Source organism: Pantoea sp. 9140, from assembly GCF_000745295.1.
GTDB lineage: Bacteria > Pseudomonadota > Gammaproteobacteria > Enterobacterales > Enterobacteriaceae > Pantoea > Pantoea vagans.
In genome coordinates this window covers 2,369,855-2,384,525 of sequence record NZ_JQNO01000001.1, presented here as the reverse complement: position 1 = coordinate 2,384,525, position 14,671 = coordinate 2,369,855, and the positions used below count along the sequence as shown (strand labels likewise).

Genomic DNA, 14,671 nt, shown 5'->3' with positions numbered 1-14,671 from the left:
GCTTGCCCATTTCAGGCTGGCATCATCACAATCAGAGTTTATTAAAGAGAAACAGGCTTGGCCTGATAAGGGAACGATGACGTGTCGCTGATTGCTTTCCCTGTGAGTTATTCTCTGTGGCGTTGTCTGTCATTGAATATTTGTTGTGGAACATTTGAACAGACGTCAGAAAAGCAAAAAGCCCGCTCAGTTTCCTGAGCGGGCTTCTCGAATTTGGCTCCTCTGACTGGACTCGAACCAGTGACATACGGATTAACAGTCCGCCGTTCTACCGACTGAACTACAGAGGAATCGTTTGAACGGGGCGCATAGTAACGGCCACGCCGGATCATGTCAAAGCTCTTTTTCACAAATCTGTGCGACTGCTGAAATAGTCACCACAATAGCGATTCGGGCCATGAATGAATGGTCATCTCAGCGGCTTCCTGCGCTAAAAAGAGGCACGTCAGACTGAGGTGTTTATGAGGTGTTATGATGCGGCAAAGCCCTTGTCAGACCGCACTACGCATGATTTAACCGGATAGTTTTTTACAGGCGTCACAAAGTCTCAATTCTGACTTTGTCAGCAACAAATATGAAACGTAGATTCCATTTCAACCCTGAACTGAATATCCGGAGTTGAAATGAACAAAGTCAGAATCGGCATGATTGGCAGCGGCTATATCGGGCGCTGCCACGCAATAGCCTATGCCCAGGCCCCCACTGTATTCGCGCTGAAAGGCGAAATCGTGCGGGAGATGCTGGCCGAAGTGAATCCTGAGCTGGCGGCGCGTCAGGCGGCAACCTTTGGTTTCGCGCGCTCCACCGGCGACTGGCGCGCGCTGGTCAGCGATCCGGCGATTGATGTGGTAGATATCTGCGCACCCAACTTCCTGCATAAAGAGATGGCGCTGGAGGCGATACGCCACGGCAAGCACGTCTATTCAGAAAAGCCGCTGTCGTTAAGCGTGGCGGATGCGCAGGAGATGGTGGCAGCTGCTGAGGCGGCAGGGGTGAAAACCCTTGTTGGCTTCAACTACATGAAAAACCCGACCAGCCAGCTGGCAAAAGAGATTATTGCCAGAGGCGAGATTGGCGACGTGGTGCATTTCTACGGCACCCATAACGAGGATTACCTCGCCAGACCGGAGACGCCGCTCGACTGGCACTGCCAGAAAGCGCTGGCAGGCCTTGGTGCGCTGGGCGATCTGGCGGCGCACATCGTCAATATGGCGCACTATCTGGTCGGCAATATTGCTGAGGTGAGTGGCGATATGATGACGGTGATCACTTCACGGCCCGACCCGAAAGAGCCTGCGCGGCAGTTACCGGTTGAAAACGAAGATCAGGCCAGCGCGCTGCTGCGCTTCCGTAATGGTGCACACGGCGTGATTGAAACCTCACGCATTGCCTGTGGCGCAAAAATGGGCCTGACCTATGTTGTCACCGGCACCAAAGGCACGCTGCGTTACACCCAGGAGCGCATGGCGGAACTGGAGCTTTATCTGCATGACGAACCTGCCGGGCGACAGGGATTTAAAACGATCCTGACCGGACCGGCCCATCCTGACTACGCGAACTTCTGTGTCTCTGCCGGGCACGGCATCGGGTTTAACGATCAAAAAACGGTGGAGATCCGCGACCTGGTTAACGGCATCGCAGCCGGCGATCGCATGTGGCCCGATTTTGCCGAGGGATTGCAGGTGCAGAAGGTGCTGGAAGCGATTGCACACTCCGCTGAGCAGCGCCGCTGGGTCGAGGTGTAAGACAGAATCTGAGTAAGAGAGGATTTGGCGAAGTGGCAGGTTACAAGGTTGAATGAACAGGCGGGAAGGGCGGGAGTATCCCGCCCGTATACAGTCAGATCAGACCGCTTTTTTCCCACCACAGCTTATCCAGCGCATAGAAGCGATCGCGATCACTTTCGGGTTGGTTGAGATCGCGCTTCCACGGCTTCGCCAGAATATAGTGCAGATTCTTCACCTCATCACCCTGCCACAGGCCGCTGTGCTGGAACGGCAGCGTTTTTAACGCATTGTAGATATAAGAGAGCGGCTTCCAGCGTTCGGCAAACACTTCATTCAGCAGATCCTGCTCGGAGAAGGGATAGGCGCTGAGATCATCAATCGCGGCAATGCGCTTCTCAAGCATATCGAACACCGCATTGTCAGGCTTCAGTACCAGAAAACCGCCGTTCAGGTAGTAGTCAACGCTCTCCGGAGCCTGCTCACCGCGTGCCTGCCAGGTATAGTGACACTGCTCTGGCTGCCACTCCGGCGGATAAGAGGCGATCTGGTTGGGATTACAGCGGCAGGCGTGACAGGCCGCCAGCGGATTATCGCCCAGATCCAGGGTAAACAGCTCATCCATGTTCTGCAGCACCAGCATATCGGCATCCAGAAACACTACGCGCTCATAATCGGTAAGCTGCCAGGCACGCAGCTTGGTCCAGACCTCGCCAAACTGCGCCGAGGCGTAATGCTGAGCCAGATCGGCGCGCGGATAGAGTGGGTCGACCGGTTTAATCACACAGCCTTCATCCTGCAAAATCTGACAGTCAGCATCAGAAATGGCTGGCGTGGTCATCACCACCAGCGGCCACTGGCTGTGGCTCTCCTGCAGCGAACGGTGCAGCGCTTTGACGCCCACCAGATAGTCGGGTTGTGTTAACAGTGTTACCCAGGCAAACATAGCGTTCCTCAATCAGTCAAAAAGTGGCGTGATGTAGTCGTTCCCCAACCGGCCCTGCGGGTCGAGCTGGTGGCGCAGGGCGCGGAAGGCGTCCCACTGCGGATAGATCTCACGCCAGTTGTAGCGTTCTTCATCGTAATACTTGCCCCAGTGCGGGCGTCCACCCTCTTCAGCCAGCAGTTTCTCCACTTCGGTCAGGAAGTGCAGGCCTTCCTGTGACAGCGAGCCATCGTCGGCGTAATAGACCACAAAGCCGAAGAAGCAGGTTGGCTGGTCAGCGGCCGGACTGAGCCAGGCTGAGGACGCGCCGGTGCAGCGCAGGATAATTGGGTAGTGCATATGCGGACGGTTCTCTGCATACCACGCCTTAATCCGGCGGATGATGGCCGGGGTTTTTGCCAGCGGCACGCCGATTTCCACATTAATCTGTGGCACCGCAATGCCGCGACAGAAGAGCTGGTAGATGTCACCGGTAACATCGGTAAAGTCGCGAAAGCGGGTGACGGTACGAAACTGCTTGCCGCCTTTGCCCTGAATCTGCGTGTCGCGATGCATATGCGCCAGCGTCTGGTCGATGGTGTCATTGAGACTGTCGTCAGCTTCACCCTCATGTTCCACCACCTGACGACCCTGCGCTTCGTAACGCTGACGCTCTTCGTCACTCGCCTCATGGGCGTTCCAGACGTGCATCAGGTTGTCATCAACAAACCACCAGGCTTTGCTCAGCGGATAGTCGTTGTTCCAGCGCAGCAGATCTTCTTCCAGCGTATCGGCAGAAACAGCATTTTTGTGGCAGGTGAAGATCTTAAACGGCTGGGTACGCAGGGTGACGGCGGTGACAATGCCCAGCGCACCCAAAGAGACCTGCGCCGCCGGAAAGTCAGCGTCGCCGCGGACAAACTCACGCACGCTGCCGTCGGCCAGCACCATGCGTATCGCCAGCGCTTCATCGGCAATCGAACTCTGCTGCAAACCCTGACCGTGCGTGCCGGTCGCCATTGCGCCCGCCAGCGTCTGAATCGCAATCACGCCTGGCGATGAGGCCAGCATGCGATTCATGTCGGTCAGACTGTGATAAACCTGCTCAAGCGGGGTCGCGCCACCAAAGGTTACGCTCTGCTCATCACTGGCTATCAGACCGCGCAGAGCGCTGAGATCCAGCAACAGATCGTCTTCAGCGACATGCAGCATCCGGCCAGGTGACAGCTTGCTGCCGATCACCCGGATCCTGCCGCGTGATTCGCGGATCAGTTTCTGCAATTCCGCTTCACTGGCGGGACGCTGAACCTGCTGACGGCTGCCGATTTGCGCGTTCTGCGCCCAGTTCCACAGCGCATCATCATCGGGTTCAATATGGGTCTGGCGAAGCGGATAGAGGCGTGCGTCTCTGCTCACAACAGCATTCCTTTTATAGCGGTTTTATGACAAATGTTTACTAAGCGTAGACCATGAGTAAGCGGAGCCCGGATTGCGGGCATTTATTTGCGGATGTAGCGTAACGTTGCGGTAACAGCGAGTTGACGATTGCGGCGGATACTCTCGGCTTCACTGTTGTCAGGACTGAACAGGGCGTTGAAGGTGTAGCGGTTTGAGACGTGATGAACGCAGATACTGCTGATCAGGCGATGAACATCGATGGTCTGTACATCGCCAGTAAACACACCCTGCTGCTGGCCGCGCGCCAGGATGTCATCCAGCAGATCCAGCGCGCTGCGGTTCAGCGCTTTAATCTGCGGCGACTGGGTGATGTAGCGACCGCGCAGCAGGTTCTCACTGCAGACCAGCCGGATAAAATCGGGATGCTCGACATGGTAATCAAAGCTGGCTTCCACCAGCCGGGTCATGGCCAGTTCCGGCGCCATCGACGCCAGGTTCAGGCCGGTTTCATGCTGACGTATCTGCTGATAAACCCGCTCAAGCACGGCGATATAAAGCTGCTCTTTACTGCCAAAGTGATAGACCACCATGCGTTTCGTGGTTTGCGCATGCTCAGCAATCTGCTCCAGCCTGGCACCCTGCATACCAAATTCAGCGAAGGTTTTCAGTGCGCCTGCGATGATGCGTTTTTTCAGCCCTTCAGGGTCATTTTTACGTTTTGTTAGCTCTGACATGGTGCTCAATAAGGTGATTTTGACCGGGGAATGTTAGCACAGTGTTGAGGCGTAACCCGCAATCGCGGCGTCAGCCTGGCACAGCCCGAAAGATTACAGGTATAATCCCGGACAAAATTTCACAGGTTCAGAGATGACAATGACAAAACTCACCTTGCAAGAGCAGATGCTGAAAGCGGGCTTAGTATCCAGCAAAAAAATGGATAAGGTTCAGCGTACCGCGAAGAAATCCCGGGTTCAGGCGCGCGAAGCCAGAGCGGCGGTAGAGGACAATAAAAAAGCGCAGCTTGAGCGGGATAAGCAGCTGAATGAGCAGCAGAAGCTGGCTGTGCTGTCGAAAGAGTACAAAGCGCAGGTCAAACAGCTGATTGAAATGAACAAAATCGACGTGGCGCGAGGCGACATCAGCTTCAACTTCACCGACAACAACCTGATTAAAAAAATCATGGTGGATAAGCCGACGCAGGCTCAGCTGATCAATGGTCGTCTTGCCATTGCCCGCCTGACTGCTGACAAAAGTGGCGAGAGCCAGTACGCCATCATCCCGGCCAGCGTGGCGGATAAAATTGCCCAGCGTGATGCCAGCGCCATTGTCTTAAACAGCGCGCTGAGCGAAGAAGCGCAGGACGAAGATGATCCTTATGCAGACTTCAAAGTGCCGGATGATCTGATGTGGTAACCGCGTGCTGATGCAGTCAGAAGGGACTGGCGGCAGAGAGGTGCAGTGTCTCGCCGCTGACAGGATGAACAAACGTTAATCCGCTGGCGTGCAGCATCAGCCTCTCTGCCTGCTCAGCGCCCGGCAGCACCAGCCCGCCGTAAAGATCACAGCCCAGAATCGGGTGACCCAGTTGCTGACAGTGAATGCGTAGCTGATGGGTGCGTCCGGTTTCTGGTGTCAGCTCAACCCGCGTAACCGGCAATTCCTTTCCCTCTTTTCTCCGGTAAAAACTGCGCTCAGTGACCCGATAGCGTGAGCGTGCGGGCTTGCCCTGAGTGGCGCATATCACCATCCGGGGAAACAGCGCCGGATCTTTGGCTATCGCGGCGTCAATCACGCCTTCATCATCGGCAAGGTGTCCGCACAGCAGTGCCTGATAGGTTTTGCTCACCGTGCGCTGGCTGAACTGCTGACAAAGTGCGGCGTTAATGGCTTTGTTACGAGCCACCACCATCAGCCCGGAGGTGCCAAAATCGAGCCGATGAACCAGCGTGCAGCCTGGAAAACGTTTTACCAGCCGATGATGCACTGAATCGAGGTTTTGCGGATTTTTACCTGACAGGCTCAGCAGCCCGCTGGGTTTGTTGATCACCAGCAGATGATCGTCCTGAAACAGGAGAGTGATCTCATCAAAACAGGGCGGGGCGATAAACGTATCGATAATGGCAGACATCGGGCAACCGGCAGCAGAATGGCAGGGGATCATAACCGATTGCCGGTGCACTGACGACGCCGGACTTCCCCCTTATTCTTCCGTGACCGTTTCACCGCTTTGAGTGGAAAGCGACAAGCTGGCCTGATGCGTGCCGAATCCACCATGGGCAGCAAACACCAGGTATACCGTTGCGGCTAACAACGTGAGAAGAACAGAGAGTTTCATAGGTGCATCCGTTGCTGATAAGGCCAGCCAGTCTGGCAGGATGGACGGCAGAGACAAACAGAACAATCCGGAAAAAAACATTAAGTGTATTCGATCAGCAGGTTGCGAGATTTTTAGTGATTTATTCGGGCAGGTCTTGTTTTTACGACTACAGTCTCTGGTGAGGTTGTCATCAATTCGTACCTAATGGAGGATTTTCTGTGTTATTTCAAAACGACGAGAAAGGCCACGTCATTATTGGCGAAGCGGCGCTAAGCCTTGCCCTGGGTGAGAAAGAAATCAGTATCGCATCACTCTTTACTCAGCTGGGTTACATGGCGAAATCTGAAAGCAACACCGATAGGCTGACGCAAATCTCCGAAGCCAGGCACTGGCTGAGTAGTTTTAAGTCACCGTCGGTTGCCCAACAGCAGGTGCCGTACCTGCAGACTCTTGCAAGCCTGAACGAAGAACTGAACTAGCAGTAAATGAACTGACGCCAGTGGACGTAGTCCGGCTCCGGCCGGAAAACGACGAAGCGGACGACCTCATCGGTTGCGCGAAAGCGTACACCGGCCGGAGAAACTGTCATGGATGACACTTCTCCTGCCACCGCGATTTGATACCCATCTTAAAAGCCTTCTAAGCCACAACCCTGCCGGACCCGAAACAATCAGCAGACCCGGGCGAATATGCGCCCGCGCCGGTTTTTTTGTGATTATTCTGATGCTTTGTCTGTGGCGAATGTGTACTTCAGCCAGCCTCATTAAATCAGGCTGGCTGTATCCGCATGACACTTATATCGAAGCAGCGCGGTGTATCAGAAGCTTTCCCAGCTGGATTCTGCTGATGCTTTAACCGGCATCGCAGGCACTAAACGCGGTGTCAGGGCAGGTGCAGCCCGGCTGATGCTGTTTTGCCCGGCTGATAAGCGGAACACCGCCACCGTTTTTTCCAGATCGTCCGCCTGCGCTTCCAGGGAACTGGCTGCGGCAGAAGACTCTTCAACCAGCGCGGCGTTCTGCTGCGTGGTGGTATCCATTTCGGCCATTGCTGTCGCAATCTGGGAAATACCGCGATTCTGCTCGTCGGATGCGGCAGCAATCTCACCCATGATGTCTTTGACCTGACTGACCGAGCGGACAATATCATCCATGGTGCTTCCGGCGCGTTCCACAAACTCAGAACCATCATGAACCCGATCAAGTGACTTGCGAATCAGCGTTTCAATCTCTTTGGCGGCCAGCGAACTGCGCTGGGCCAGATTTCTGACTTCACCGGCCACCACCGCAAAGCCGCGACCCTGTTCACCGGCGCGTGCCGCTTCAACTGCGGCATTTAATGCCAGAATATTGGTCTGGAAGGAGATGCTGTTGATGACGTGAATGATTTCGCCGATTTTGCCTGAACTCTGGCTGATGTTATTCATGGTAACGATAACGTCACGGATAATCTCACCACCGCGTCCGGCATTTACCGACGCATCGGTTGCCAGCTGGCTGGCATGGTGAGCATTTTCCGCATTCTGTTTCACCGTAGATGAGAGCTCTTCCATGCTGGCAGCCGTCTGAACCACGGCGGCAGACTGCTGTTCGGTGCGGGAGGAAAGGTCGGTATTACCTGCTGCAATCTCCGCCGAGGCACGCGCCACGCTGCTGACGCCATCGCGCACATTGGTAATGATATTCTGCAGGCTGAGATTCATTGCATCGACGGCCTGCATCAGCTGGCCCAGCTCATCACCCCGGGTGGTATTCAGTGAGGTGGTTAAATCACCGCTGGCAATACGCTGCGCTGCATTCAGCGTCTCTTTCAATGGCAGCGTAATGTTGCGGGTAATCCGCCAGGCGATCAGCAGGCTCAGGACGACACAAATCAGCGCAGCAAAGGCGATGCGCCACTCTGCCTGTTTGATAAATTCAGCCGACAACCGGGACTGGAAGGCAAAGGTATCAGAAACGGCCGCATTGAGCCGCTCTGCGGCTGCGGTCAGGCCCGCAGATTCGCTCTTTTCTTTCTCTGAAGCATCAACATACTGCGTCAAAGCCTGACGCTGCTGCGCAAGGGTCGTGATGACATTTTGCGTAACGGCATTGATCGCTGGCTGATTAAAACTGTCCAGTTGCTCACTCAGCGTGTTGATGGCGGTGTACTCCTCAATAACCGCATCTCTGCTGGCTGCTGTTGGCTTATCAAGAAACGCTTTTTCAATATTTGCGGCATCAAACAGCGCGGCGGCCAGTTTCATGACCGGCAGCGCGGCGTCGGGTGCCACAGCCATATCGAGTAATTCAGACTGATGAGCAAGACCGATCAGCGCGCCCGGTTTAATGGCAGCAAAGGCGGCAGATGTTACCTCCGCAGATGCCACAAACTTCTGGCGCTGACTCTGATAATCATTAAGTAACTGGCCCATCAGCGTAATTTTCTGCTGACCTTCATCATCCCACTTAAATCCACTCAGTCTTTGATAAAGGGTATCCAGCTCCTTAAGTGCCTGAACGTTCTTCGCGGCAAATTCAGGATTTTTGGTGTACTGGTAAAGCGTGCGATTAAGACGTGCCTTGCTTAACGTATTTACCATTTCCACGGTTGTCGTGCGGCGTGCAGAGTTGTCTTTAATACTGCGGAAACAGTCAAAAGCGATAAAGGTTATGGCGAGAGACGCCGCGATGACGACGATAAAACCGACGCCAAGTTTTTTCCCGATTTTAATACTGGAAATGCGTTGAGCAAGGCCCATGAGGTTCACCTTTATTGAGAATCAAAAGCAGACAAAAGAAATTCAAATAATTCAATCCTGATCTTTTTATCGTCAGCTTCTGATAATACTTTAAGGCTATTTATTATTTATTCAGTATCCTTATTAATTAGAACTCCATTGTTTTACGATGTAATTATCTGTCTGCTAAGTGATATGTTTTTAATTTAAATTATTGATTAATAAATATAATTAAAAGAATTAAGTTGTGGTAAAGAGTCTTTACACTACCTGAATAAATATTTATTGATTTTGATCAATTAAATGACTGATGAAAATTAGCTTGAAAACATTCCAGCAATTTTAAAGATAAACTTATCAATAAAATGACACTTTCAGAGGTTGTTCGGCTGTTAACGAACCGCTGCGGAAATTACTATTATTTCGCCAGCGCCTGCAGACCTGCCCCATGTTCTTGCTCTGCAACATCTCACTCCCCGATTAAAAAGCGGAGAAAGCTCTCCATTGCCATATTCCGGCTAAATAATCCCGGTTTTAGCATTTGTGATCGCCGTCGGTCTTCACTGAGAATGACAACAGAACGTTACGAGGATGATAAAAGCACTGAAGCCCGCTGCTTCTCTGGCTTCCGGTGCTGACAACAGATCGCGATAACTTTTCCCTCTGGGGGGAACATTTTAACTATCAGGAGAAAGGTTCCAGTGAAATATATAAAAGGAATGACCCTTTTTGCCCTCGCGCTCAGTGCGCACGCCAGTTTTGCAGCCGAACCTTCAGTGCCAGCTGAAAGCAGCTTACATGTCAAAGCCGATCCGGCGCTGAAAAGCCTGATACCCGCGGATATCCTTAAGCGTGGCTATATTGTGGCGGGTACTAACCCGAACACGCCGCCCACAACCTTCTATAAAGAAGACAACAAAACGCTGGCTGGTCGGGAAATCGACATCATGAATGCGGTTGGTGAGCGTCTGGGCATCACCGTTCAGTGGCGCGACACCGGCGGCTTCGACAATATTATTCCTGGCCTGAAGACCGGACGTTACGACGTGGCGCTGTCAAACATCAATGCTACACCGACCCGCCTGAAACAGATCGACTTTGTCGGTTACTACAACGCCAGCCTGCTGGGCATTATTTCCCGCAAAGACGCTGATATCGCCCCCTTCAAATCCCTCAGCGATGTGTGTGGCAAAGAGGTGGGCGCCGGCTCTGGTACGACTCAGGTGACGCGGCTGGAAGAGACCAGCAAAGCCTGTGAAGCCGCCGGTAAACAACCGATCAAGGTAGCGATATTCCCGGATCGTCCGGCGGGCGTGCAGGCCGTGGTCAGCGGTCGTGTTCCCTTGTTCCTCGGTCCTTATGAAGGGCTGTTGTGGCAGACCAAAGTGATCAAACCGCTGACCATGAGCGGTGAAATCACCGTGAATGATGCACCGGTCTCTGTCGCGTTCCCGAAAGACTCGCCGCTGGAGCCAGCCGTACAGGCGGCACTGAATTCGTTAATCAAAGATGGCAGCTACCGGAAAATCCTCGATAACTGGGGAATCGGTTTTGGTGCCGTGACCGAAGCCCGACGCAACGAAGAGATCTTTAAATGAGAGAAACTCCGGACCACACCGACGACCTGAAAATCGTCGGTAAACGCTACTACGGACGCTGGCTGAGTGCGCTGGTGGTGCTGTTATGCGTGGTGGCGATGGCGCATTCGATGATTAACAATCCGCGCTTTGAATGGCAGGTGATTGCAGAGAACTTCACTGCGCCCTCCATTCTGCAGGGTGTGTTAATGACGCTGCAGCTCACGGCCATCTCGGTGGTGCTGGGATTCGCTTTTGGCACGGTGCTGGCGCTGATGCGCCTCTCTTCTAACCCGGTACTGGTAGCGGTGAGCTGGGCGTATACCTGGTTTTTCCGCGGTGTGCCGATGCTGGTGCAGCTGTTTCTCTGGTACAACATCGCCGCGCTCTATCCCCGCATCGCGCTGTCGATCCCCGGATTGGGCGAACTCTGGAGCGCGCAGTCCAATGCGCTGGTGAGTCCGTTTAGCGCGGCGGTGATCGCGCTGGTGATGCATCAGTCTGCCTATGCCGCAGAAATCGTACGCGCTGGTATCCAGAGCGTGGGCAATGGACAGATTGAAGCGGCTCGCGCCCTGGGATATCGCCCGGCGCAGATTTTCCGTCACACCGTTTTACCGCAGGCGATGCGCGCCATTATGCCGCCAGCGGGCAATGAGATTATCGGCCAGCTGAAAACCACCGCAGTGGTGTCGGTGATCTCTCTGCAGGATGTGCTGTTTTCGGCGCAGATTATTTATCAGCGCACCTATGAAGTGATCCCGCTGCTGCTGGTCGCAACCTTATGGTATCTGCTGATGACCTCTGTGCTCTCTGTCGGCCAGTACTATGTCGAGCGCTATTTTGGTCGCGGTGTGACGCGGCGAGAAAAGCGCAGCCTGCTGTCATCACTACCGCGCTTTTCGCTGCCGAAAACGCAAAGGAGCGTGAGCAATGGCTGAAGCAATTGCGCTACGTAAAGTCACTAAGCGCTTCTCCGGCGTCACCATTCTCGACGAGGTTAATCTCGATATTCCTGCCGGATCGGTGACCGTAATTCTGGGACCATCGGGTTCCGGTAAATCCACGCTGCTGCGCTGTATTAATCATCTTGAAAAGCTGGATGGCGGCACGATCCGCATCGGCGGCCAGATGGTGGGATACCGGCAAAAAGGCCAGGCGCTGCACGAACTCAGCAGCAGTGCCATTGCCCGCCAGCGGGCGGAAATTGGCATGGTGTTTCAGCAGTTCAACCTGTTTCCGCACCGCACCGTGCTGCAGAACATTACGGATGCACCGATACGTGTGAAAAAGCAGAGCCGTCATCAGGCCACGACCAAAGCGCTGGCGCTGCTGAAGCAGGTGGGGCTGTCTGGCCGCGAAGATGAGTGGCCGCAGAACCTCTCTGGTGGTCAGCAGCAGCGGGTGGCCATTGCCCGCGCGCTGGCGATGGATCCCGGCGTCATGCTGTTTGATGAACCGACCTCTGCACTTGACCCGGAGCTGGTGGGGGAAGTGCTGCAGGTGATTAAGCAGCTGGCGCACTCCGGTATCACCATGGTGGTAGTCACGCATGAGATCGGCTTTGCCCGCGAAGTTGCCGACAACATCGTATTTATGGAGAGCGGCAGAATTGTGGCAGCGGGTCCGACGCAGCAGGTCCTCGACGAGCCGGACAACGGACGTGTCAGAAACTTTATTGCAACGGTGCTTTAGGCACCGTTTTTTCTGTAACCAGGAATCAGCATGACCCAGAAACCGGTAATGCACAGCGCCCACTGGGGCGCTTTTCACGTACAGCAAACGGACGAGCAACTGCTGATTGAGCCGTTCCACCGCGATCCCGATCCCAGCCCGCTGTTGCAAAACTTCCGCCATGCACTCAATCATCCGGCGCGTGTCGCGCAGCCGATGATACGGCGTGGCTGGCTGGAAAACGGGCCAGGCCCGGATCAGCGTCGTGGTGCCGATGAGTATGTCGCGGTCAGTTGGGAAGAGGCCAGTCAGCGGGTGGCGCAGGAACTTAAGCGGGTTGGTGAAGCATACGGCCCGGAAGGCATCTTTGGCGGATCGTACGGCTGGTCAAGCGCAGGCCGTTTTCATCATGCGCAAAGCCAGGTGCACCGATTTCTGAACACCACGCTGGGCGGTTATGTCCGTTCGGTCAACAGCTACAGTTCCGGCGCGGCATCTGTCCTGCTGCCACACATTGTTGGTGACATGAACGAGATCGCCCGACGTGGCGTGAGCTGGGAGGAGATCGCCGCGCACAGCGAGGTGGTGCTGGCGTTTGGCGGCCTGGCGCTGAAAAATGCGCAGGTGGCCAGCGGCGGCCTGAGCGAACACACCGAGCGCGGTTTTATGCAGCGAGCGGCACAGCGCGGTACCCGGTTTATCTCAGTGAGCCCGCTGAAAAGCGATCTGCCTGAAGAGGCGCAGGGCGAGTGGCTGGCGCTCCGGCCCGGCACGGATGCGGCGTTTATGCTGGGTCTGCTGGCGGTGCTGATTGCGGAAGCGTTAACCGATGAGGCGTTTCTGGCGCGTTACTGTATCGGCTGGCCGCAGATGGTCGCTTATATTCGCGGTGAAGAGGATGGCGTAGTCCGTGACGCGCACTGGGCCGCTGGGATCTGCGGCGTCAGCAGCGATCTGATCGGTCAGTTTGCACGGCAGTTGCACGGTAAGCGGGTACTGGTGACCGTGGCTCATGCTTTGCAGCGTGCCGAGCATGGCGAACAGCCGGTGTGGCTCGGCCTGGTGCTGGCAGCGGCGCTCGGACAGCCAGGGCTGCCCGGCGGTGGATATACTTATGCACTGGGTGCGTTGGGCCATTATGGTAAGCATCATAATCTGGTCAGCTTTCCGGCCCTGCCGCAGGGTAAAAATGGCATTGACCGCTTTATTCCGGTGGCGCGTATCGCCGACATGCTGCTCAATCCCGGCACAAAGTTTGACTACAATGGCCGCCAGCTGACCTATCCCCATATCCGTCTGGCTTACTGGGCGGGAGGCAATCCGTTCCACCATCATCAGGATCTGGCGCGGCTGCGTCAGGCTTTCTGCCAGCTGGATACGCTGATCGTGCATGAAAGCGCCTGGACCGCCACGGCGCGTCATGCGGATATTGTCCTGCCCGCTACCATGACGCTGGAACGTGAGGATATCGGCGGTGCGCCGACCGATCGCCATTTAATCGCCATGCAGCCGGTGGCTGCGCCTTACGCCGAAGCCCGGGATGATTATACGATTTTTCGTGACCTGGCCCGGCGGCTGGGCAGGGAAGCGGCATTCAGCGAAGGGCGTGATGCGCGTGGCTGGTTGCAGCATCTTTACGACCAGCTGCAGGAAAAACTGGCTGCTCATCAGGTGCAGACACCCGATTTCAGTCAGTTCTGGCAGGAGGGTGTGCTGGAGCTGCCGCAGTTAAAGGATGGTGGCCGGATGATTAATGCGTTTCGCGCCGACCCCGACGCCGCGCCATTGCCAACGCCAGGCGGAAAAATTGAGATTTTCTCCGCTACTATCGCCAGCTTTGGCTATGAAAATTGTCCCGGCCATCCGGTATGGCGTGAACCGCAGCAAACACCCAGCGCCGACTATCCGTTCTGGCTGATTGCCAATCAGCCCGCGACGCGTCTGCACAGCCAGCTCGATTTTGGTGATTACAGCCAGCGCAGCAAGCGGGACGGACGCGAAGTCTGTAGCCTGAACCGGGACGATGCGGCAGCACAGGCGATCGCGGATGGCGACATCATCGAACTCTTTAACGCGCGCGGCCATGTGCTCGCCAGCGCGCGTCTCACGGATACCATCATGCCTGCCGTAGTTCAGCTGCCAACCGGTGCCTGGTACGATCCGGTCGAGCCCACTGCCGCCCGTCCGTTATGCCGCCACGGTAATCCCAATGTGCTGACCATGGATATCGGCACTTCGTCGCTGTCGCAGGGCTGCAGCGGCCAGATTACGGTAGTGCAGGTGCGGAAATTTGCCGGTGAGGTTACGCCGGTTCAGGCCTTCGTTCCGCCGCGCTAA

Annotated in this window: 13 protein-coding genes and 1 tRNA gene; 7 read left to right on the top strand and 7 right to left on the bottom strand. The window is 55.2% G+C overall.

Features of this window, described 5'->3' with window-relative positions:
• Nucleotides 1-214 precede the first annotated feature (214 nt).
• A tRNA-Asn gene (locus tag FA92_RS11230) sits at nt 215-290 on the bottom strand.
• 333 nt (nt 291-623) lie between these two features.
• On the opposite strand from FA92_RS11230, the gene FA92_RS11225 reads away from it, so the two are divergent.
• Nucleotides 624-1,745 carry a Gfo/Idh/MocA family oxidoreductase gene (locus FA92_RS11225; RefSeq protein WP_033783603.1) on the top strand — a complete coding sequence of 374 codons (1,122 nt, stop codon included), beginning with the start codon at nt 624-626 and terminating at the stop codon, nt 1,743-1,745.
• 94 nt (nt 1,746-1,839) lie between these two features.
• Here the strand turns inward: FA92_RS11225 and FA92_RS11220 are convergent, their stop codons facing one another.
• The 3 genes from FA92_RS11220 to FA92_RS11210 form a co-directional block, all read right to left on the bottom strand.
• Nucleotides 1,840-2,670: a glycosyltransferase family 8 protein gene (locus tag FA92_RS11220; protein WP_033733187.1), complete on the bottom strand. Its 831-nt coding sequence runs from the start codon at nt 2,668-2,670 to the stop codon at nt 1,840-1,842.
• A 12-nt stretch (nt 2,671-2,682) separates the two neighbouring features.
• Nucleotides 2,683-4,065 (bottom strand): D-arabinono-1,4-lactone oxidase, encoded by a 1,383-nt coding sequence (locus FA92_RS11215; protein ID WP_033783602.1) that lies wholly within the window; start codon nt 4,063-4,065, stop codon nt 2,683-2,685.
• Between the two features lie 83 nt (nt 4,066-4,148).
• Nucleotides 4,149-4,781: a TetR family transcriptional regulator gene (locus FA92_RS11210; RefSeq protein WP_013358401.1), complete on the bottom strand. Its 633-nt coding sequence runs from the start codon at nt 4,779-4,781 to the stop codon at nt 4,149-4,151.
• A gap of 139 nt (nt 4,782-4,920) precedes the next feature.
• Between FA92_RS11210 and FA92_RS11205 the strand changes: the two genes are divergently transcribed.
• Nucleotides 4,921-5,460 carry a DUF2058 domain-containing protein gene (locus tag FA92_RS11205; RefSeq protein WP_033783601.1) on the top strand — a complete coding sequence of 180 codons (540 nt, stop codon included), beginning with the start codon at nt 4,921-4,923 and terminating at the stop codon, nt 5,458-5,460.
• A 16-nt stretch (nt 5,461-5,476) separates the two neighbouring features.
• Here FA92_RS11205 and FA92_RS11200 read toward each other — a convergent pair whose 3' ends face one another.
• Together FA92_RS11200 and FA92_RS23775 are read right to left on the bottom strand one after the other, a co-directional pair.
• Nucleotides 5,477-6,175, bottom strand: coding sequence for an RluA family pseudouridine synthase (locus tag FA92_RS11200; protein ID WP_033783600.1), 699 nt, complete (start codon nt 6,173-6,175; stop codon nt 5,477-5,479).
• A 72-nt stretch (nt 6,176-6,247) separates the two neighbouring features.
• Nucleotides 6,248-6,382 carry a hypothetical protein gene (locus FA92_RS23775; RefSeq protein WP_255359531.1) on the bottom strand — a complete coding sequence of 45 codons (135 nt, stop codon included), beginning with the start codon at nt 6,380-6,382 and terminating at the stop codon, nt 6,248-6,250.
• A 200-nt stretch (nt 6,383-6,582) separates the two neighbouring features.
• Between FA92_RS23775 and FA92_RS11195 the strand changes: the two genes are divergently transcribed.
• A complete protein-coding gene (locus FA92_RS11195) occupies nt 6,583-6,843 on the top strand; it encodes a hypothetical protein (protein ID WP_033783599.1) in 261 nt (86 codons plus the stop codon).
• Between the two features lie 338 nt (nt 6,844-7,181).
• On the opposite strand, the gene FA92_RS11190 is transcribed toward FA92_RS11195, so the two are convergent.
• On the bottom strand, nt 7,182-9,104 hold the full coding sequence (locus FA92_RS11190) for a methyl-accepting chemotaxis protein (RefSeq protein ID WP_033783598.1): 1,923 nt from the start codon (nt 9,102-9,104) through the stop codon (nt 7,182-7,184).
• Nucleotides 9,105-9,784: 680 nt separating this feature from the next.
• On the opposite strand from FA92_RS11190, the gene FA92_RS11185 reads away from it, so the two are divergent.
• The 4 genes from FA92_RS11185 to FA92_RS11170 are packed head-to-tail and all read left to right on the top strand — an operon-like array spanning nt 9,785 to nt 14,671.
• The gene (locus FA92_RS11185; RefSeq protein ID WP_033783597.1) at nt 9,785-10,681 is read left to right on the top strand and encodes an ABC transporter substrate-binding protein; all 897 of its coding nucleotides are present in this window, start codon (nt 9,785-9,787) and stop codon (nt 10,679-10,681) included.
• Complete coding sequence (locus FA92_RS11180) at nt 10,678-11,601, top strand: amino acid ABC transporter permease (protein WP_013358396.1); 924 nt, start codon at nt 10,678-10,680, stop codon at nt 11,599-11,601. Before FA92_RS11185 ends, FA92_RS11180 begins: the two co-directional genes overlap by 4 nt.
• Nucleotides 11,594-12,355, top strand: coding sequence for an amino acid ABC transporter ATP-binding protein (locus FA92_RS11175; protein ID WP_033783596.1), 762 nt, complete (start codon nt 11,594-11,596; stop codon nt 12,353-12,355). Before FA92_RS11180 ends, FA92_RS11175 begins: the two co-directional genes overlap by 8 nt.
• A gap of 30 nt (nt 12,356-12,385) precedes the next feature.
• Nucleotides 12,386-14,671: a molybdopterin-dependent oxidoreductase gene (locus FA92_RS11170; RefSeq protein WP_033783595.1), complete on the top strand. Its 2,286-nt coding sequence runs from the start codon at nt 12,386-12,388 to the stop codon at nt 14,669-14,671.